The 20453-nt window shown below is 39.9% G+C and carries 14 protein-coding genes, 1 tRNA gene and 1 pseudogene; 5 read left to right on the top strand and 11 right to left on the bottom strand.

The features are described 5' to 3' along the window. Positions 1 to 2 precede the first annotated feature (2 nt). The gene (locus DPV95_RS09135) at positions 3 to 2405 is read right to left on the bottom strand and encodes a DNA internalization-related competence protein ComEC/Rec2 (protein WP_111406976.1); all 2403 of its coding nucleotides are present in this window, start codon (positions 2403 to 2405) and stop codon (positions 3 to 5) included. 260 nt (positions 2406 to 2665) lie between these two features. Between DPV95_RS09135 and dksA the strand changes: the two genes are divergently transcribed. From dksA to folK, 3 genes are all read left to right on the top strand, one after another. Further along, on the top strand, positions 2666 to 3103 hold the full coding sequence (gene dksA, locus DPV95_RS09140; RefSeq protein ID WP_005699926.1) for an RNA polymerase-binding protein DksA: 438 nt from the start codon (positions 2666 to 2668) through the stop codon (positions 3101 to 3103). Positions 3104 to 3338: 235 nt separating this feature from the next. Next, positions 3339 to 4697, top strand: a complete 1359-nt coding sequence (pcnB, locus tag DPV95_RS09145; protein WP_080574131.1) for a polynucleotide adenylyltransferase PcnB — start codon at positions 3339 to 3341, stop codon at positions 4695 to 4697. After that, complete coding sequence (gene folK, locus DPV95_RS09150; RefSeq protein WP_005699912.1) at positions 4697 to 5200, top strand: 2-amino-4-hydroxy-6-hydroxymethyldihydropteridine diphosphokinase; 504 nt, start codon at positions 4697 to 4699, stop codon at positions 5198 to 5200. The genes pcnB and folK overlap by 1 nt, the downstream gene beginning before the upstream one ends. A 54-nt stretch (positions 5201 to 5254) precedes the next feature. On the opposite strand, the pseudogene dcuC reads toward folK, so the two are convergent. The 5 genes and pseudogenes from dcuC to DPV95_RS09175 form a co-directional block, all read right to left on the bottom strand. Beyond that, positions 5255 to 5478: pseudogene (gene dcuC, locus DPV95_RS09155) on the bottom strand (anaerobic C4-dicarboxylate transporter DcuC); the annotation flags it as partial. A gap of 203 nt (positions 5479 to 5681) precedes the next feature. After that, complete coding sequence (locus tag DPV95_RS09160; protein ID WP_005699916.1) at positions 5682 to 7133, bottom strand: P-loop ATPase, Sll1717 family; 1452 nt, start codon at positions 7131 to 7133, stop codon at positions 5682 to 5684. Between the two features lie 63 nt (positions 7134 to 7196). Further along, positions 7197 to 11117, bottom strand: a complete 3921-nt coding sequence (gene hrpA / locus DPV95_RS09165) for an ATP-dependent RNA helicase HrpA (protein WP_111406977.1) — start codon at positions 11115 to 11117, stop codon at positions 7197 to 7199. Further along, positions 11114 to 11503 (bottom strand): DUF423 domain-containing protein, encoded by a 390-nt coding sequence (locus tag DPV95_RS09170; RefSeq protein WP_049366870.1) that lies wholly within the window; start codon positions 11501 to 11503, stop codon positions 11114 to 11116. Before DPV95_RS09170 ends, hrpA begins: the two co-directional genes overlap by 4 nt. Further along, a complete protein-coding gene (locus tag DPV95_RS09175; RefSeq protein WP_049366872.1) occupies positions 11504 to 11956 on the bottom strand; it encodes a DUF441 domain-containing protein in 453 nt (150 codons plus the stop codon). It abuts the gene before it with no gap. A gap of 167 nt (positions 11957 to 12123) precedes the next feature. Here DPV95_RS09175 and DPV95_RS09180 point away from each other — a divergent pair, with 167 nt between their 5' ends. Further along, positions 12124 to 14028 carry a monovalent cation:proton antiporter-2 (CPA2) family protein gene (locus DPV95_RS09180; protein WP_111406978.1) on the top strand — a complete coding sequence of 635 codons (1905 nt, stop codon included), beginning with the start codon at positions 12124 to 12126 and terminating at the stop codon, positions 14026 to 14028. Between the two features lie 35 nt (positions 14029 to 14063). Here DPV95_RS09180 and rlmKL read toward each other — a convergent pair whose 3' ends face one another. The 4 genes from rlmKL to mltA all read right to left on the bottom strand — a co-directional run bounded on the left by rlmKL (position 14064) and on the right by mltA (position 19527). Then, positions 14064 to 16199, bottom strand: a complete 2136-nt coding sequence (gene rlmKL, locus DPV95_RS09185; protein WP_111406979.1) for a bifunctional 23S rRNA (guanine(2069)-N(7))-methyltransferase RlmK/23S rRNA (guanine(2445)-N(2))-methyltransferase RlmL — start codon at positions 16197 to 16199, stop codon at positions 14064 to 14066. A 291-nt stretch (positions 16200 to 16490) separates the two neighbouring features. Further along, complete coding sequence (gene znuA / locus DPV95_RS09195) at positions 16491 to 17471, bottom strand: zinc ABC transporter substrate-binding protein ZnuA (protein WP_111406981.1); 981 nt, start codon at positions 17469 to 17471, stop codon at positions 16491 to 16493. A 167-nt stretch (positions 17472 to 17638) separates the two neighbouring features. Further along, entirely contained in the window at positions 17639 to 18400 is a 762-nt protein-coding gene (tcdA, locus tag DPV95_RS09200) for a tRNA cyclic N6-threonylcarbamoyladenosine(37) synthase TcdA (protein ID WP_165818936.1), read from the bottom strand. Next, positions 18400 to 19527, bottom strand: a complete 1128-nt coding sequence (gene mltA, locus DPV95_RS09205) for a murein transglycosylase A (protein ID WP_111406983.1) — start codon at positions 19525 to 19527, stop codon at positions 18400 to 18402. Before mltA ends, tcdA begins: the two co-directional genes overlap by 1 nt. A 191-nt stretch (positions 19528 to 19718) precedes the next feature. Here mltA and DPV95_RS09210 point away from each other — a divergent pair. Further along, positions 19719 to 19795 (top strand) — tRNA-Met (locus tag DPV95_RS09210). A 113-nt stretch (positions 19796 to 19908) separates the two neighbouring features. On the opposite strand, the gene DPV95_RS09215 is transcribed toward DPV95_RS09210, so the two are convergent. After that, positions 19909 to 20415, bottom strand: a complete 507-nt coding sequence (locus DPV95_RS09215) for a DUF2301 domain-containing membrane protein (RefSeq protein ID WP_111406984.1) — start codon at positions 20413 to 20415, stop codon at positions 19909 to 19911. Between the last annotated feature and the right edge of the window lie 38 nt (positions 20416 to 20453).

Below are 20453 nucleotides of genomic sequence, written 5' to 3' on the forward strand. Positions count from 1 at the left end.
TGTTATTTCGGGGATAATCCAATTACACGGGCAAACCAAGGTGAAAAATCTCCTCTCGCTTTTTCAATTTCAATGCCCTTTTCAGTAAAATTTAACCTTATATGACCTGAAATAGCGGTATTTTCGACCGCACTTTGATAACGATTTAACCGTTCAATCACGGTTGGATGAGGAAAATTCCACGCATTCCATCGTCCACTTGAAATTAAGGCTATATCCGGTTTTGTCTGTCCCAGTAAAAACTCGCCTGTTGAAGTTTTACTACCATGATGCCCCACCTGTAACACGTTAATCTTGCCGAGGTTTTCAGCAAAAGATCTTTCTGTCGCCACATCAGCATCACCAGTTAAAAGGATCTGATACTGCCCATCCGTTAGTAAAATTACGCAAGATTGCGGATTTTCCGCCCTGTCTGTAATTTGCATTGGTGAAAGAATTTTAAAATCAAGTCCTCGCCACTGCCATTGTTTCCCCTGAAGACAAAAAGTGCGGTGCATTTCGCCATAGCTTTTGCGAGAAGGTGTAATCAGCTCAATCTCTGAGTATGCGGTTAAAATCGTTTTAGCACCGCCTGAATGGTCATTATCATCATGGCTTAAAATCAAGGTTTCAAGTTCAATCCCTTCCCGTTGAAGATAAGGCAATATTTCTAATTCCGCCATAGAAGAGCCACCTATTCCACTCTGCCAAGCGGGCCCCGTATCATACAACACGCCTTTCCCTTCTTTTACAATTAAGGTTGCTAAACCTTGTCCCACATCTAACGTATCTAACTGCCATTTGGGTTTCGTGATATATCGATACCCAAGAGTACCAATACAAAAACTAGAAATAAGAATAACACCTAAAAGAGCTTGTTTATAAGCTTCTGACGATAAGATTTTTGTGCTGTTTAATGTGAAAAATCGACTTGATTTTAACGGTATATTTTTTGTTTGAGCTTGAGACAAAAAATACAATCCACCTAACATTCCGCCAAAAACAAGGCTTAAAAGTGCGGTCAGAATGAGGGATAAATTAATCGAAATCGGCATATACGAGCCTTGGAAAAAACTGAGGCATTGTGTAATACCTTGAGCAATCGCATTTGAAAAATGCCAAGAAGAAAATGCGCCATTCGTTAACACCGCAAAGAGAATCAATGGCACAAGTAAGAAACTATACAAGGGCACCGTAATTAAATTCGCCAAGAATCCATTTAACGCCATCCCATTAAAAAAGAAAAGCTGAATAGGCGTGAATAAAATCAGCAACCCTAACTGCAAATGAAACAAGCCCAAAATCCACCGCACTTTGCGGGATAATTTTTGATGTTGCCACTCGATTATTGATAAGGGAACATATCGGTACCATACAATCAGGCAGGTAACAGCACCAACTGAAAGCCAAAAGCTAACCGAAAGTGGCATAAGTGGATCACAAAAAAGCAGAAATGCCACGACCAAACAAAGCATTTTCGAAGGCGTGTAATATCGTCGCGAAAATTGAAGGATTGCAATAAAAAGCAATGCCATCATTGCACGGAAGGTCGGTAAACTAAATCCGGCTAAATAGGCATAACCTAAAGCAATCAACACACCAAAGCAAAGTGGAAACCAGGGTGAAATAAAGCGTGTAGGCAGTGCGAGTTGCAAGAATCGAGCAAAGAAAAAGCCTATTCCCATTGCTAAACCAATATGGAGCCCTGAAATGGCAATCAAATGTGCCGTATTCGTTTGTTGGTAAATCAGCCATGTTTTATTATCTAACCAAGCCCGCTCACCAAATGCCAATGCAATAAGCAAGCCTTGCAAAGAAAGCCCCTCTGTCTGATTGAGGCTAGTCTGTAGAAAATGTGTGCGGTAAGAAAAATCTTCGCTCATTTTGACCGCACTTTTCACATTTCCAACGGCAATAATCCTTTTGGAAAAATACCATTGCTGTCGATCAAATCCCCCATGATTAAGTCTTGCAGAAATAGGTCGAAGTTTTACATCAGCCCGCCAAATTTCACCTACTTGTGGCTTTTCCGGCGCTTTCCAATTAATAAAAATCTGTTGTTCTTTCCCATCAAATAATGACGTTCTTGCAACCAACGTTTGATAATCTTGTTGATGAAGAATTTCTGAGATATAAAGATCTAAGGTGATTTTATTTGGTAAACTTGAAATTTTCTCTGCTTGTCCCAATAACGATAAAGCAGGTGAATGCGCATAAGCCAAAGTAAGCAAAAACAAGATACCGCTCATGCAAAAATTTCTAGCTTTAAAATAATTGAACCAATGGGAACAAAGTGTGGTCATAACCAGCAATAAAATGCCCAGCCCTGCTCGTTGCCAGGTAAACAGTAAAAAATCAGGTACTACAAGCAAGGATAAGGCAGAAACAATAAACATCATGCACAGTTGAAATAGCGTGATTTTCATTTTAAGTGTTATTTATAGCGAAAAATAAGGCAAGCTAACCTTAAGCTTGTAGATACGCAAATGAATATGTCGTTTTTTGCGATCACGATCGCAAATTTGAAATTTCTAGACTAAATTTATTTGCTAAATAGGTGAAGTTCTGCTATTTATATCGCCCTTAAAATAACAGGGTTCTAATGTCAGCTATTTTTAGTTGCTCTGAACAAACTAAAACAAGACAGGATGTCATAAAAAGTCTGTAACATAATTAGGAGTTATCTATGTCTAAGGCCTCTCTAAGTTTGCTGGATTTGGCTGGTGTTAAGCCTTATCAACCTAAAAAAGGTGAAGAATATATGAATGAAGATCAAATTCTTCATTTCAAAAAAATTTTAACTGCGTGGCACGAGCAAATTGTGGAAGAAGCATCAAGAACAGTTGCTCACATGCAAGATGAAGCATCAAACTTCCCTGATCCGGCTGACCGTGCGACGCAAGAAGAAGAATTCAGTCTTGAATTACGTAACCGCGATCGTGAACGTAAATTAATGAAAAAGATTGAATACACATTGAAAAAATTAGATACCGATGATTTCGGTTATTGTGATTCTTGTGGCGAAGAAATTGGCATTCGTCGTTTAGAAGCACGCCCTACTGCTGATCTTTGTATCGATTGCAAAACTCTTGCTGAAATTCGTGAAAAACAAGTCGCAGGTTAATTTATTTAAGTAACCCAACAAAAAAGTGCGGTCAAAAACAACCGCACTTTTCGTGTTTTTATCAAATGCGTATTGAACATAGAGAATGGAGTAAATTATTCTTACTTATATAAAAAATTTATTTGGTAAAAAAACTAAAAAAGAAACCGAAACCAATATAAATTCGCCCGTTCCAAAAACGGAGCCAAAAAGCAAAAAATCTAACGTTTCAAAAACAGAGCGTTCACAACCCAAGATCGCCCCGTCCTCTTCTCACCATAAAAAAACCAACACTCAAGTGTCTCGTTACGACAAACATAGCGTGAAAGCCTCTCATTTCGGCATTAATCCACGTATGTTTAGTCGTAATGCCATTACTGTGGTAGAAAAATTGCAACGCCAAGGTTATGAGGCTTATATCGTAGGGGGCTGTTTGCGTGATTTATTATTAGGTAAACATCCAAAAGATTTTGATGTGGCAACAAACGCTCGTCCAGACCAAATTCAAGCGGTATTCCAACGTCAGTGCCGTTTAGTCGGTCGTCGTTTCCGCCTTGCGCATATTATGTTTGGTCGCGATGTGATAGAAGTAGCCACATTCCGTGCCAACCATTCGGATGCGCGCAGCGAAAATCAAGCCAAACAAAGCGATGAAGGAATGTTACTGCGTGATAACGTGTATGGCACCATTGAACAAGATGCTGAACGCCGTGACTTTACTGTAAACGCGCTTTACTACAATCCGCAAGATAATACATTGCGTGATTATTTCAACGGGATTGATGATCTGAAAAACGGAAAATTACGTCTGATTGGCGATCCCGTTACCCGTTATCAAGAAGATCCAGTTCGTATGCTACGCTCTGTGCGCTTTATGGCGAAATTGGATATGTTCTTGGAAAAACCAAGTGAACAGCCAATTCGTGAGCTTGCACCATTGCTGAAAAATATTCCACCGGCGCGTTTATTCGATGAAAGCTTAAAATTATTGCAGTCTGGCAATGGCGTAAAAACTTATAAATTACTTCGCCAATATGGCTTATTTGAACAGCTTTTCCCAAGCTTAACGCCTTATTTCACCGAAAAAGAAGACAGCCTTGCGGAACGCATGATTTTAACCTCGTTAAATTCAACCGATGAACGTATTGCCGACAAATTACGTATTAATCCAGCCTTTTTATTTGCGGCATTCTTCTGGTATCCATTACGCGAAAAAGTGGATGTGCTGAAAAATGAAGGTGGCTTAAACAATCACGATGCCTATGCCCTTGCGGCAAATGAAGTGCTTGATCAATTATGCCGATCATTAGCCGCACCTCGTCGTCATACATCCGTTATTCGTGATATTTGGATGTTGCAATTACAATTGCTTAAACGCACGGGTTCTCACCCTGCTCGCACGATGGAACATCAAAAATTCCGTGCAGCCTTTGATTTATTGGCGATGCGTGCTGAAGTGGAAGGCGGTGAAACCGTTGAACTCGCAAAATGGTGGCATGAGTACCAACTTAGCAATCAAGAACAACGTCGCCAACTAGTTCAAGAGCAACAAAAATTGCATCCTGCACCGAAGAAAAAATATTATCGTAGACGTAAACCTAAGGCGGCTAACTAATGGTTCAAGTGTATATCGCCCTTGGCAGCAATTTAAATACGCCTACAGAACAATTAAATTCGGCATTAGAGGCAATTTCTGCACTACCTAATACCGAATTAAAATCGGTCAGTGGATTTTATCAAAGCAAACCATTAGGTCCGCAGGATCAACCTGATTATGTGAATGCGGTGGCGATGATCGAAACCACTCGCCCACCTTTAGCCTTGCTCGATGAATTGCAACGTATCGAAAATGAACAAGGTCGCGTACGTTTACGTCGCTGGGGTGAGCGTACACTGGATTTGGATATTCTGCTTTATGGTGATCAAATCATTCAAAATGAACGCTTAACGGTGCCTCATTACGATATGAAAAATCGCGAATTTGTGATTGTGCCACTCTATGATATCGCACAAGATTTGGTTTTACCAGAAGGCGAAAAAGTCGCAGATTTGGTGAAAGCCTTTGAAAATCATCAAATGCATAAAATCAGAAACAGCGAGAAAATTGACCGCACTTAACTCAAAACAAAATGGCTGATATTCACTATCAGCCCTTCTTTTTTACCTATCAAATTAGGCGGCAACGGAAACAAAGATTTCTGTGCCAATAATCACACAAATAAAACCAACCAACATAGGGACAGACATACGTTTTACAATTTCAAATGGTGAGATTTTTCCCATATCGGATACCGCTACAACCACACCAGAAACCGGTGATAAACCTCGACCTAAGTTAGAGGCTTGTAACATTGGAATGGTTAAGACGCTGGATTGACGCCCATTTGTGTTGCTAATTAGCAATTGAATTGGCAGTTGTAAATCAGTTCAATACGAAAATTTGAGATAGATCACAAAAGAGTTTTGGGGAGAAAGTTCGGTCGGTTTTGATGGAATTTTTGCAGTTAAAAAACGTTTGAGAAAACAACCGCGCTTTTTAAAAACAGAACGATGGTTCAAGCGCCCACATTTGGACGCTTGAACCATTATAGAGAAAATACTAATCACTACTCAATTCTACTTCTTTAAATATATCAAATAAATTATCTGGTTGCAGAGCCCATCTATAAGCAGGATGAATTTCCCACTCATAGCCAAAATCTGCAAATTTATTTGATAAATATCTATTCTCCTCGAAATATTTTCGGTCTATACCATTTTCTGTTTTCTTTCTAGCCGTAATAAAATTAATTTTATATAGAAATGCAGCTAACCCTTTTGTGTCAGCCTTACTTTTATTTTGCCAAAAAAATGCCCCTTGCGATTCAATAGTTTTTATTTTTTTCAGAAGCTCGTCTGTTGTATATACATATGACTCCGAGGTCTTTTTCTGCTTCTTAGAAGGTTTCATATTAAGAATTAATCTTTCTAAGTCAGGAAGTTCTGAACGATATTCGTTAATAGTATCCTGTAATCTCCCTTGAGAATACTCTTCAAAAACACCTTCTAAATGTCTAGTTGATATTTTAGTTGCCTTATCAATATTTGCACGTCTAGCTGCTAAAGTTAGCAGTTTTACTAAATCTCTAGGTCTTTTTCTAATTAAAGACATAAGTACCCTATACATCGGAGCATTTTCCCAATGCCCTCTCCCTGTGAATCTATCTTCTATTACTGGTTGTAAGTAATTCATCAGCATTATAGATTGATGTTGTTTTATTAACTCATTTTCATTTATAGGGCGACCAAAATAGCTTTCAATACGTTTAACTAATAATACTAGAATTTCATGGTTAGACCATGTGTTCCATATAACAGCCCCTTCGGTTTTATCCGTAGACTCATCTGATGTTCTTGATAGATAATATACATCAGAACGTAAGCTAACTCTAAAGAACATATTTCTATTTTCTGTTGATAAATCTCTAACCGCATTTAATAATGCAGATATTCTTCGTATATCATTTTCTCTACCCTGCCATCCTCTATCTAAATCATCTAAATAAATCGAAATCCTACCATCACTTAGATAGTTTTCAAGAATAACTCTTTTTATTTCTGCTAAATTTTCACTATTTAGTAATAAATTAGATGATGAAATAAAATCAAATAATCTTCCTCCATAATCTTTTAATCTATCTTTCCAATCTTTTAATTCTGATAATTTCCCAAATGAAACTAAAATCTTCTTCGCAATAATCTCCGTTATTCCAACCTTCCAGCTTCGAATCAACTTTAAAGGTCCATCATCACTTATCTCTAAATCAGCAATATCATCTGGTTTTATTAAGATTGCAAGCCTTTTTTTTGATAATTCCTCTTGTATAGCAACTTGAAATAATGCTGATTTACCAGTTCCTTTATGTCCAACCAATATTCTAAGAGGAAGATCAGTAATAACCTGTGAATATATATTACTCTTCACATAATATTCTTTTAAACGATCAGGATCCTCACTTTCTGCTGCTTCTGAACCAAATAATTTTGCGATTTCAATTTCTGTAAAATCCATACATCCTCCTAACATCTACAATAAGTAATTCTTATTTAGATTACCAAAACTATATACTTTATACTATACAACATGCACAGCTTTAATCAAATTCAAAATCCGCTTATCCGACACCTGATACTTCGTGCCTAACTGCTGTGCAAATAAACTCACACGTAATTCCTCAATCATATAGCGAATTTCTGCCACTTCATCGGAAATTGGTTTAGATTTCGGTAGTTTAGCCAGCAATTGTTGGTAAGCTTGTTGCACTTGTTCCACGCGTAGCATCGCGGCACGATCACGGTTTACATCTTGAGCCAACTTATCAATGCGTTTATCAACGGCTTGCAGATAACGCTGTAAATCCGGTAGGCGATCATAACCGCTCTTTTGCACAAAACCGGGATAAATCAGTCCGCTTAATTGCGCCTTAATATCAGAAAAGGCAAAAGCCATGGTGAAATCCATTTTACCTTTTAAACGTTGATTTAAGGCATGATTGAGAGAGAGGATTTGCTCCACTTTCTGCGCAATATCCACGGTCACTCCGTTAAGGTTTTCTCGAACGAAATCACGCAATTTTTCAAAGCCTGCTTCATCCCATACAAACCCGCCAAAATCAGCAATCAGTTTATCCACGGCACAAGCAATACAGTCGTCAATCAAATCCAACACACGACCGAACGGGGTAAAATACAGACCTAATTTAGCCTTATTCGGCAATTTTTCATGCAGATATTTAATTGGTGACGGCACATTGAGCAATAACAAACGGCGTAAACCTTGTTGCATCGCCACCGCTTGCTCAAACTCTGTTTCAAATAGTTTAATACCTACAGCATCTTTTTCATCTACGATGGCTGGAAACGCTTTGACGCTAAAACCACGTTGTTTTTGTTCGTAGCATTGTGGTAAATCTGCAAAACTCCAAATATGCAGCCCGCTTTGCTCAATGCCATCATCTGCCACAGCAGAAATACTTTCCTGCACACGATCTTTTAAGTTGAATTTCAGCTCATCCAAATTCATGGATTCGGCAATTTTCTTGCCGTTTTCATCCACCACACGGAAAGTCATTTTCAAATAGCTTGGAATTTGTTCCCAATTCCAATGTTCCGCTTCTACGGTAACGCCCGTCATACGACGTAATTCATAAATTAGCGTATCCAATAATGGCTTTTCCAACGGTACGGCACGACTTAAAAAAGCTTGAGCATAATTAGGTGCGGGCACGAAGTTACGACGATAAGATTTCGGCAGAGATTTAATCAGCGCAATCACCAATTCTTCACGCAAACCTGGAATTTGCCAATCAAAGCCGGTCATTTCCACTTGATTGAGCAATGGCAACGGAATATGAACCGTCACGCCGTCTGCATCGGTACCCGGTTCAAATTGATACGTCAGTTTGAGTTTCAAATTGCCTTGATGCCAGAAATTCGGGAAATCCAGCTTGCTCACCTGTTCCGCATCATCATTAATCAAGAATGAGCGTTCAAAATTAAGCAATTCAGGATCTTTTTGCTGCGCTTTTTTCCACCAGGTATCAAAATGTTTTTGGGAAACCACTTCCGTACCAATACGCTGATCGTAAAATTCAAAAAGCGTACGGTCATCCACCAAAATATCGCGGCGGCGGCTTTTGTGTTCCAACTTCTCTACTTCTCGAACGAGTCGTTGATTTTCTTTGAAGAATTTATGTTTGGTATTCCAATCCCCTTCCACTAAGGCTGATTGAATAAAGAGCTCGCGGCTTATCGTCGGATCAATAGAACCGTAATTCACTGGTCGCGCAGCCACAATCGGCACACCGTAAAGCGTGACTTTTTCATCAGCAATCACGGCACCACGGGATTTCGACCAACGTGGTTCGGAATAGGATTTTTTAATTAAATGCTCGGCAAGTGGCTCAATCCATTCTGGCTCGATTTCCGCCACCATACGCCCCCAAAGTTTGGAGGTTTCCACTAACTCTGCCGCCATCACCCATTTCGGTTGTTTTTTGAAAAGCACAGAATTGGGGAAAATCGCAAAATGGGCATTACGCGCGCCAAGATATTGTTGTTTTTCCACCTCTTTTAAGCCGATATGAGAAAGCAAGCCGCTTAAAAGTGCGGTATGAATTTGCTGATATTCTGCTTTTTCAGAATTAATCGGCAAGCCCATTTCACGCACGGTTAAACGAATTTGATGATAAATATCCTGCCATTCGCGAATGCGTAAATAATTTAAGAAATCCTTTTGGCATTGACGACGGAATTGGTTTTTACTCAATTCTTTTTGTTGTTCTTGTAGATAATGCCAAAGATTTAAGAATGCCAAGAAATCTGATTTTTTATCGGCAAAACGACGATGTTTTTCATCGGAAGCTTGCTGTTTTTCTTGTGGGCGCTCGCGCGGATCTTGAATAGATAAAGCAGCGACAATAATCATCACTTCATGCAACGCACCTTGTGAGACAGCACTCAGCAACATCTTCGCCAAACGTGGATCCACAGGGAGTTGTGATAATTGACGCCCTACTGCCGTTAATTGACGTTTCTCGCCTGATTTGGTGCGAACCATTTCAAACGCCCCCAATTCTTCCAACAGTTTTATCCCATCTTGAATATGGCGTTTATCTGGTGCATCAACAAACGGGAACGCTTCAATATCATCCAAACCCAATGCCGTCATTTGCAAAATAACAGAGGCTAAATTGGTGCGTAGAATTTCAGGATCGGTAAACTCTGGACGAGAATTAAAATCCTCTTCCGAATATAAACGAATACAAATCCCTTCACTTACACGACCACAACGACCTTTACGCTGATTCGCAGAAGCCTGTGAAATGGGTTCAATCGGTAAACGTTGTACTTTGGTGCGATAGCTATAACGGGAAATTCGCGCAGTACCTGGGTCAATCACATATTTAATGCTCGGCACGGTCAATGAGGTTTCTGCGACGTTGGTTGCCAACACGATGCGATTTAATCCGCTCGGATGGAAAATTTTATTTTGTTCTTGAGCAGACAAGCGTGCAAAGAGCGGTAGAATTTCCGTGTGTTTTAGATTTTGTTTTTGTAAAGCTTCGGCGGTATCACGAATTTCTCGCTCACCGTTCATAAAGATCAAAATATCGCCCCGACCTTCCGCTTGCAGTTCATCCACCGCATTAAGAATGCCTTGTAGCTGATCTTGATCGTCTTCTTCCACTACGGGACGATAACGCACTTCAACAGGATAGGTTCTGCCTGAGACTTCGATAATCGGGGCATTGTTGAAATGTTTGGAAAAACGTTCCACATCAATGGTCGCGGAAGTGATGATAAGTTTCAAATCACGACGACGTGGTAAAAGCTGTTTTAGATAACCAAGAATAAAATCATTGTTCAGGCTTCGTTCGTGGGCTTCATCGATAATCAAACAAGAATATTGATTGAGAAAACGATCGTTTTGAATTTCTGCTAACAGGATCCCGTCAGTCATCAATTTGATTTGTGTATCATCACTGATTTGATCGTTAAAACGAACCTTATAACCAACTAAACCGCCAAGTTCTGTTTCCAGCTCTTCCGCAATACGTGCAGCCACCGAACGAGCGGCTATACGGCGTGGTTGAGTATGACCAATCATACCCAAATTGCCGAAACCTAATTCCAAACACATTTTCGGCAATTGGGTGGTTTTACCTGAACCGGTTTCCCCTGCCACCACAATGACCTGATGTTCAGAAAGCAGTTTTTGAATTTCTGCTTTGCGTTGGCTAACGGGCAAACTCTCTGGAAAAATGATGGGATTTTGCACCGCACTTTTACGATTTTCTACACGTAATTGAGCCTGTTCAATCTGCAGCTGGATTTCTGCGGCAACAGCTTGTTGAGCCTCTTGGCTTTTAATTTTTCCAATACCATGAATGCGGGCGGATAAACGACGTTGATCCACCAGCATGATATCCTTGAGTTTCGAAAAGAGAGATTGTTGTATCAGATTTAATTCACGTTTGACTGATTTGTTCTTCATACTGATTTACTTTTAAAACCACCGTAAGCCAAGCAAAGCCAACCAATTAAAAATAACGTTCCACCAACGGGTGTCACCCAAACGAGGAATTTGCCCGCACCAAGTGCGAGCGCATAAAGGCTGCCACTAAAAAGAAAAATGCCGCACGCCCAAGTCCCTGCAGAAAGATTAGCCATTTTGTTTGCAACCAATGATTCACGGCATAATTGCAAAATGCCAATCGCTAAAATCGCAATAGTGTGGAACATTTGATATTTCACACCCGTTTCAATCCAGGCTAATTCTTTAGGTTCTAAAACCTTGCTTAATCCATGTGCCGCAAAAGCACCAATCGCCACACATAAAAAGCCGCTTAATCCCGCGATAAATAACCATTTGTTTTTCATTTAAAATTTTCCTATTAATACCGCTAAAATCCCTGCGGCGATGAGAGGTCCCACCGGAATACCGCCTAAGAAAGACACACCAATAATCGTACCAATTAATAATCCTGTCACCAAAACAGGTTGTTCACTCATTAATGGTACGCCTTTACCAGCAAGCCATGCGACAAATACTCCCGTTAAAATAGAGACACCCATTTTCCAGTTTAAAAATGAACTGAGATCGGGTAGTTGGATTGTTCCCGACACTAATGGAGCTAGGACACCAATCGTTAAAATGATAATCCCGATTTTGACACCGTATTGTTCGAGTATAGGAATGTATTTGGATAATAAGGTTTGCTGCATGATTAACAGCACGGCGGCTGAGATGGTAATCGCGCTATTTTGGCTAATTAAACCTAAAACAATTAAGAAAACCAATAGCAACGCGACCATATTGAATTGTAATGTCATAATACCTCTAAAGTGCGGTCAAAAAACTGACCATTTTTATGCGTGTAAAGTTTTTGTAAATTATACCAATTTCTTGCTTTTCTGTGTTTTTTATTTAGTGAAAAAAAGCTAGAATACAAGTCAACTTTCTTCTCATACTCCCTGTTTTTACTAAGGTTTTTTGCCCTATGTCGAATGTCGTCAGCCCTGAATTAATTAAAACTGTAGTCCTGCTTGCTACCAGTGTCACTATCGTGCCGCTTTTTAAGCGTATTGGCTTAGGTAGCGTGTTAGGCTATTTAGTGGCTGGCTGTTTAATTGGTCCTTCCGTTTTCGGCGTAGTGAAAGATGCCGAATCGATTCTGCATATGGCTGAACTTGGCGTGGTGATGTTCTTATTTATTATCGGTTTGGAGATGCATCCGGAACGTTTATGGGCCATGCGAAAAGCGATCTTCGGACGGGGCTTTCTACAAGTCGGGCTGTGTGGTGCTCTGCTTACCTTTGCGGGTATCTATATTTTAAATCTTCCTAAAGAAGTCGCATTTATTGCGGGTATGGGCTTTACCCTTTCTTCCACCGCTATTGTGATGCAGGTATTAGAAGAACGCGGGATTACGAATACACCAAAAGGCCAACGAGTTATTTCTACCTTAATTTTTGAAGATTTATCCATTGTACCATTATTGGCTTCTATTGCCTTTTTAACGCCCGAAACCAAACATATTGAACATCAAACAAACTGGACATCTATTGCTATTGCACTCGGCGCCGTTGTCGGTTTAGTGGTTGCGGGTAAATGGTTAATGAACCCAATTTTCCGTTTGATTTCCAAAGCTCATATTCGCGAAATGATGACAGCAGCCGCGTTGCTTGTAGTCTTAGGCGCGGCATTAGCCATGGAAGCAAGTGGCCTTTCAATGGCGATGGGCGCCTTTGTTGCTGGCGTGATGCTTTCAGAATCTGCATTCCGTCACCAATTAGAAGCCGATATTGAACCTTTCCGTGGTCTATTGCTTGGTCTCTTCTTCATGGGCGTGGGAATGTCACTTGATTTAACCTTGGTATTCCATAATGCACTTTGGTTATTAGGCATAGTATGTCTTTATATCATTGGCAAAGCCTTAGCCGTTTATACCGTTGCACGAATTACAAAACTTGACCGAAAAGAATCAGTTGGACGAATGACTATCATGGCGCACGGTGGTGAATTTGCATTCGTACTCTTCTCAGCTGCGACCACTGCAGGCGTGATGACAAAAGATCAAAATGCAACCTTTACCGCTGCGGTGATTATCTCGATGTTATTCTCCCCATTGATAGGTTTATTAATGCGTAAAATCAACCAACGTAAATCAGCAAATCAAGAGGAAAAAATCGATACTAGCGATCTTGATCCAATTGTGGATTTAGAAGATAGCGTGCTCGTGATTGGTTTTGGTCGTTTCAGTCAAATCGTCTGTCAATCGCTTCTTGTTCGTGGCATTAACGTATCGGTGATTGACCGTAACATCGAAAACATCCGTGCGGCAGCCAAATTTGGTTTTAAAGTTTATTACGGTGATGGTATTCGTCTTGATGTGTTACGTGCTGCCGGTATCGAAAAAGCGAAATGTGTCGTCATCGGGATTAACGATACAGATCGTATTGAAAGCATTGTTCAGAACTTGAAAGATGCTTATCCGAAACTCCCTATTTTGGCGCGAACTTATGACCGTAAAACAACAGTAAGCCTGATTAAACGAGACGTAGACTTTATTGTACGTGAAACCTTTGAGTCTGCACTTACGCTCAGCCATGCAACATTAATGCAATTAGGTATCAATAAAATTGAAGCGGATGAAGTGATTGCAGAAGTTCGTTACTTAGATCAAGAACGATTGAATGAAGAAGTTTTGCATGGTTTTTCTACGGACATCATCCGAAAATATTGGATGCCTAAACCTTTCATTAAACCACATTCTGATGCTGAAGCACTAAACGAAGAAACGGCTGAGATTTTAGAAAAAGAAGATGACACCAATGACGAAGCAGCGGTTGAAACCCTTCTTCATGATGATTCTGAAGCCGAAAAACAAAAAGAAGTCGAATAATAAAAAAGCCCGATAAATCATTATCGGGCTTTTTGTTAGGCTTTCATTGTTACAATCCAGCAATTGTGGATTTGTTTATTACGCTCAAAATCAAGTGGTAAGGTTTTCGCTGAAATTTCGACCGCACTTAATCCCAATTCATCTAACGCCTCAAAATCCATTTTAAAACCTCGTTTATTGTTCGAGAACACGATGGTGCCGTTAGGGCGTAAAATACGTTTGAGATTACGCATTAATTTGATGTGGTCACGTTGAACATCCCAACTGTCTTCCATACGTTTAGAATTCGAGAATGTTGGCGGATCCACGAAAATCAAATCAAACTGGCGATCACATTTCTCTAACCACTGCAAACAATCTGCCTGAATGAGCTTGTGCTGCTTGCCTTCAATATCATTTAAAATCAGGTTTTGCTCTGCCCAGTTTAAATAGGTGTTTGACATATCCACGGTTGTTGTCGATTTTGCCCCACCTAATGCAGCATGCACTGTTGCGGAACCGGTATAAGCGAAAAGATTGAGGAAATCTTTACCTTTTGCCATTTCACCAACCATTTTGCGGGTTAATCGATGATCTAAGAATAATCCTGTATCCAAGTAATCCGTTAAATTCACCCAAAGCTGTGCACCGTATTCATTTACATAGAAATATTCGCCTTTATTGGCCAATTTTTCATATTGATTGGTGCCTTTTTGTTTTTGACGGACCTTCAAAATCAGTTTATTGGTTTCAATACCAGTGACTTGCAAGGTTGCAGTCACTGCATCCAATAAACGCTGACGGGCTTTATTTTCATCAATATTTTTCGGTGCGGCATACTCTTGCACCACAATATGATCGCCATAACGATCCACCGCTACGTTATATTCCGGTAAATCAGCATCATATAAACGATACGCATCAAGGCCTTGCTGTTTCGCCCATTTTTCAATTTTCTTGATATTTTTCTGTAAGCGATTCGCAAAATCTACCGCGACCGTTAAAGTGCGGTCAAATTCGAGCGGATTTTCAACCGTACTTTCTTTGCGTTCTGAAATTTGATAATTCTTCTGAACACAATCTAACGGACCATTTTTCGCTTTAAATTGACGATGAGAACGCATACGCAAGCAATCAAGTAAGGTAGATTCACTACTGAAAATTGACGCATTCCAACCTCCAAATTCATTTTTAAGGCGTTGTCCAAAGACTGAATATAAAGCAATCAAAGCAGGAGTTGTGCCTAAACGTTCACCGTAAGGCGGGTTACAAATCACTGTTCCCACTTCATCTGGACTTGGATTTTTTAATGCGGTGACATCACCTTGTTTCCACTGAATTAAGTGTGCTACACCTGCATTTTGTGCGTTCTTTTGCGCTTTTTTCAGTACGCGATGATCGAGATCGAAACCATAAAAATGCGGTTTAGGGTTTTGATTAAAATAAGTTTCCGCTTGCTGTACCGCTTCTGCTTTTACCTTATCCCAAGCATCTTGATTATGCCCTTTCCAGCAATCAAAGCCCCAATGTAAACGATGTAATTGCGCTGCAATTTGTGCTTCCATTTGCGCGGCTTCAATTAGCAAGGTGCCCGAACCGCACATTGGGTCCACTAAAGGTGTCCCTTTTTTCCAACCTGAACGAAGCACAATCGCGGCAGCTAAGGTTTCACGTAAAGGCGCTTGCCCTGTATCTTCACGATAGCCACGCAAATGCAATGCTTCACCACTTAAATCGAGTGAAACGACGAGCTCTTCTTTATTCAAATAAGCATGAATTCGAATATCCGGATAGTCTTTATCCACATTTGGGCGCGCTTTCCCTTGGCGTTCAAAATAATCCACAATGGCATCTTTCACACGCATCGCACCAAATTGGGTATGGCGAATCTCTTGGTTTGTCCCGTTAAAATCAACAAAAAAGGTAGCTTTCTCATCAAAATAACTTAACCAATCTTGCCCTGTCACAATTGAATACAAGTCTAAATCACTATATACCTTGCCATTTACAATAGGTAACAAAATACGTGAAGCTAAACGTGACCATAATAAGCTACGATAAAGTGTTTCATCATCAGCCTGAAAATGTACGCCTCCTTGTGCAATTTTACATTCCATTGCACCAAGCTCTGTCAGTTCGACTTTTAAGAGTTCTTCAAAACCACGGGCAGTTGTGGCAAATAATTGTTTCATGCGTTTTCTCGATAGGGAAAAATTGGGCGGATTATAGCATAGTTTTAATTAGGATTTTGCCTAAGGCGACCTACTTTTCTTTGCTTGTGCAAAGCAAAGTAGGCAAAAGAAAACACACCCCAATTAAATCGCTAATCCTCATTCTCTTTCAATTTTCTTTACAGAAATTTTCGAACTCGCTTCGCTCAAACAAGCGAAAATTTCTTAAAAATTGAAAATCATTCGGGCGATTTAGATGGGGCAATAAAAAAACAGCCTTAAAGGCTGTTTTTAAGATAGAAGCAAATTAGATTATTTACTTAAACATTGAGCATAGCTATCAGCGGTGGCTTGAAGGAAATTCGCATAAGAATTTGGACCAAGCTGTACATTATCGCCAATAGGATCTAAACGACCTACATTGACTTTTGTGCTTTGCGCTAGCGAATCAATCACTTTTGGTGTGAATTGAGGCTCAGCAAAAAGACAATTTACATGGTGTTCTTCAATCTCTTCTTTGATGTGAGCAATGGTTTTTGCACCTGGTGCCACTAATGGATTAATGGTGAAATAACCGGTTTGATTTAAACCATACGCATCATTGAAATAACTATAAGCATCATGGAACACAAAGAAGCCTTTATCTTTGAGTGGGGCTAATTGTGCTTTGATTTTATCGCTTTGCTCAGTCAAAGTGCGGTTAAAATCAGCTAAGTTTTTCGCAATGAGCTCTTTTTTATCTGGGTGTTGTTCTGTTAATTTATCCGCAACTTTCTGTGCCACAATTTGGCTAATCGCTGGTGAATACCATAAATGCCAGTTCACACTTAACCCATTTTCATCAACATCGTGGTCGTGATGGTCATGACCATGCTCGTGTTTATGATCGTGTCCATGTTTGTGATCATGGCCGTGCTCGTGTTCATCACCTTCATGATAATGCTCATGATGCACTTTGCTTAAAAGCGGTTTAATTTCTGGAATATCAGAAATATTGATGACTTTTTTACTATCAATTTGGCTAATCGGTTTTGCTAAGAAAGCGTCAATATCTTCACCAACCCAAAGCAATAAATCCGCAGATTTCACTTTTTGCACATCTGAAAGTTTTAAGCTGTAATCATGTGGAGAAGCACCAGCTGGTACTAAAACTTGTGTATCCGTCACACCGTTTGCAATAGACGATGTAATAAAACCGAGCGGTTTCACGGAGGCCAATACATCAGCATTTGCCATCATTGGAAGGGTTAAAAGTGCGGTAGAAATTGCACTCATTTTTAATACTTGTTTCATGTTTGTTTCCTTACTTTTATTGGGAATTATTCTCAAAGCCAACATAGACTACGCCTTTTTGATAAAATTGCAACATTCCAAATAAAAAAATGAAGTGATATTTCTTCATCTTGTTAAATACTTTCATTCATAAAGAAAAAGCAACATTTTCACGTTGCTTCATTTCTTTATTTTAATAACTTATCGATTACCCTAGAAACGGCAAAAAATCCAAAAGTTGCGGTTATCATAGTTGCTGCACCAAAGCCATTTGCACAATTCATGGTGGCTGATACTTCACAGCCTTCGCCCATTTTAGGGAAAATCAGAGGCTGGCTAGAAAACACCGCATCAACTGCAAACTTACGTTGTGGATTTTGAGTAAAATTGAAATCCTTACGTAAAACTGACCGCACTTTTGCCAATAATGGATCTTGAATCGTTTTGCTTAAATCAGCAATTTGGATTTTGGATGGATCTGTCTGACCACCTGCGCCACCAATAGTAATAATCTTGATTTTATTACGTTTGCAATAGGCAATCATCGCCGCTTTGGTTTTCACATTATCAATGGCATCAATGACATAATCATAGCCACGATTTAAGTATTCGGCTTGATTATCCGGTGAAATGAAATCATCGATAATATTCACCACACATTCTGGATTAATCAGATTAACGCGCTCTGCCATCACTTCTGTTTTAAGCTTACCAATATTGCCGCTTAATGCGGGAAGTTGACGATTAATATTGGTGACACAAATATCATCCATATCAATCATGGTGATCTGCCCTACGCCACTTCGCGCAAGTGCTTCCACCACCCACGAACCTACGCCGCCAATACCAATGACGCACACATGAGCCTGACGCAAACGCGCCAAGCCTTCTGGTGTGTAAAGGCGGCCAATGCCGCCAAAACGTTGTTCGTAGTTATCGACTCGAGCCATTATTGTAGTACCCAAACACGTCCATAGTGTTTTGATAACCCCGCAATATGACCCGCTTGATCGCCAATACCACGGTATAAGTCAAAGTGGTGACCATTTACCGCACCGCCCACATCAAGTGCCACCATTAAGTGTAATTTGTGTGTGCCCATCCAGTTACCCTCATTATCAATATCCGGTACTTCAACCAATAATACGGTTCCAGAAGGAATCACATTGCGATCAGAAGCAACAGCAGCCATTGGCACTAAAGGCACACCTGCAGAACCTTTCACTTCTCCTGTTGGATCGTTTTTAAAGAAAACATAAGATGGATTACGTTCTAACAATTCTCGTACTCGAGATGGGTTTGCTTTCCCCCATTCACGAATCGCTTGAATAGACATTTTTTCTTTTGGAATTTCACCATCTTCAACTAGCAAACGACCAACCGCTTGATATTTATAGCCATTTTGGCCTGCATAGGCTAAATAATTTAAATTGCCATCACCGTAATCAACATAGCCACTACCCTGCACGCCTAATAGAAAGTTATCCATCATTGAATCACTGTAAGCGAGCTCTAAGCCTTGTCCTGCCAATGCACCATTATAAATTTCTGCACGGCTATAACGTTTATAGCTTGGCATCGCATAAATTGGATGTTGATATTGGCCTTGTGCAGTACGGCGTGCATGAATCACCGGCGAATAATAACCTGTCATCAACACGTTTTGATAACCATCAAAACCTTTCATAATCTGAGGATTAATACCGTATTGTGCTAATTCATTTACATTTGCTCCTGCAAGCACCCAGTTAGTGATTTTGCCATAATTCGCCGCAAAGCGATTTGTTAATGAATTTGAATAATCACGAACATTCGTCAACTGTGTTAAAAAATCACCTTGGTTAACGACCGCACCTTTGTTTTCAACGGAAGCCACTGGGCTTAAAATAGCTTGTTGATAAGTACGTCCACTATACTTTGCTCCGAATTTTTGTGGATCGTCGCCCGTCGCAGTACGCGGCAAGCTAGAATTATTTTTTGAAGAAACTTTACTTGGTGCCGATCCACATGATGCAAGCACCGAAACAGCCGCCATCACAGAAAGCATTTTTACGGCGAGATTTTGACGAAATTTCATTCTTATTTTCCTAAATTAAACTAACTAATACAAAGTTGCATACGCTATCAAAAATTCCCTTTTAGGACTAGCACTATTTCATAAAATGATTAATTAATATTCACATTGTTTATTTTCTTAACAAACGGAAAGTCAAATTCAGTTTAAATCTTGCAATAATTTTTGAAACGAGTATATTACGCGCCATCAGACGCGGGGTGGAGCAGCTTGGTAGCTCGTCGGGCTCATAACCCGAAGGCCGTCGGTTCAAATCCGGCCCCCGCAACCAAATTACAAAGCACCGAAATTTCGGTGCTTTTTTCGTTTTTAGATAAAGGTAACTTTAATCAAAATAAAAAGGCACAATGTACTGAAAAATTATGCCTTTATCTATCAATCTTATTAGATTTGATACTTTGTTTTATCGCCAATATCAAAATGCAATGGCATTCGCCATTTTTGAACCGCAAGAATCAATAATAATCCGCCAACAATCAACGATAAAATTCGGGCAATCCAACCCTCTTCAAATACCCAAGCAAACCAAAGTGCAGCGACAAATGCAGGTTGCAAATTTAATAGCGATACTCTAAAACAGAAGTATTCTTTAAAACATAAACCGCCAAGTGTGACCAATGCACCACCTAACGCTAATTCATGCCAACCTAAAAGCGCACATAAAAGTGCAAGCCACGTGGCAAATTGGAATGTTAAGCGGAAATGCTTTAAATAAATATGAAGGGATGACGCACAGCAAGTTGCCGCAATTAATACAGCGATTTGAGCCTGCTGAGGATACCAGGTTAAAGCCAAAATGCTAAATGCCGCAATCACAAAGCCTGTACGATAAATAATGACAGTGAGTTTATCCCAAACATCCATTGGAGATTGGATATGTGGATCAGCCATGCTATTTCCTTATTTTTGATGATAAAAAGTGCGTTCAA

This window comes from Haemophilus parainfluenzae (assembly GCF_003252755.1).
In the GTDB taxonomy this organism is placed as follows: domain Bacteria; phylum Pseudomonadota; class Gammaproteobacteria; order Enterobacterales; family Pasteurellaceae; genus Haemophilus_D; species Haemophilus_D parainfluenzae_N.

Bases quoted from the DNA above. Each gene is read 5' to 3' on its own strand.
- DPV95_RS09175 (WP_049366872.1), bottom strand. From the start codon at position 11,956: ATGACATTACAATTCAATATGGTCGCGTTGCTATTGGTTTTCTTAATT.
- mltA (WP_111406983.1), bottom strand. From the start codon at position 19,527: ATGAAATTTCGTCAAAATCTCGCCGTAAAAATGCTTTCTGTGATGGCG.
- rlmKL (WP_111406979.1), bottom strand. From the start codon at position 16,199: ATGAAACAATTATTTGCCACAACTGCCCGTGGTTTTGAAGAACTCTTA.
- DPV95_RS09215 (WP_111406984.1), bottom strand. From the start codon at position 20,415: ATGGCTGATCCACATATCCAATCTCCAATGGATGTTTGGGATAAACTC.
- znuA (WP_111406981.1), bottom strand. From the start codon at position 17,471: ATGAAACAAGTATTAAAAATGAGTGCAATTTCTACCGCACTTTTAACC.
- DPV95_RS09170 (WP_049366870.1), bottom strand. From the start codon at position 11,503: ATGAAAAACAAATGGTTATTTATCGCGGGATTAAGCGGCTTTTTATGT.
- tcdA (WP_165818936.1), bottom strand. From the start codon at position 18,400: ATGGCTCGAGTCGATAACTACGAACAACGTTTTGGCGGCATTGGCCGC.
- folK (WP_005699912.1), top strand. From the start codon at position 4,697: ATGGTTCAAGTGTATATCGCCCTTGGCAGCAATTTAAATACGCCTACA.
- DPV95_RS09160 (WP_005699916.1), bottom strand. From the start codon at position 7,133: ATGGATTTTACAGAAATTGAAATCGCAAAATTATTTGGTTCAGAAGCA.
- DPV95_RS09180 (WP_111406978.1), top strand. From the start codon at position 12,124: ATGTCGAATGTCGTCAGCCCTGAATTAATTAAAACTGTAGTCCTGCTT.
- hrpA (WP_111406977.1), bottom strand. From the start codon at position 11,117: ATGAAGAACAAATCAGTCAAACGTGAATTAAATCTGATACAACAATCT.
- DPV95_RS09135 (WP_111406976.1), bottom strand. From the start codon at position 2,405: ATGAAAATCACGCTATTTCAACTGTGCATGATGTTTATTGTTTCTGCC.
- dksA (WP_005699926.1), top strand. From the start codon at position 2,666: ATGTCTAAGGCCTCTCTAAGTTTGCTGGATTTGGCTGGTGTTAAGCCT.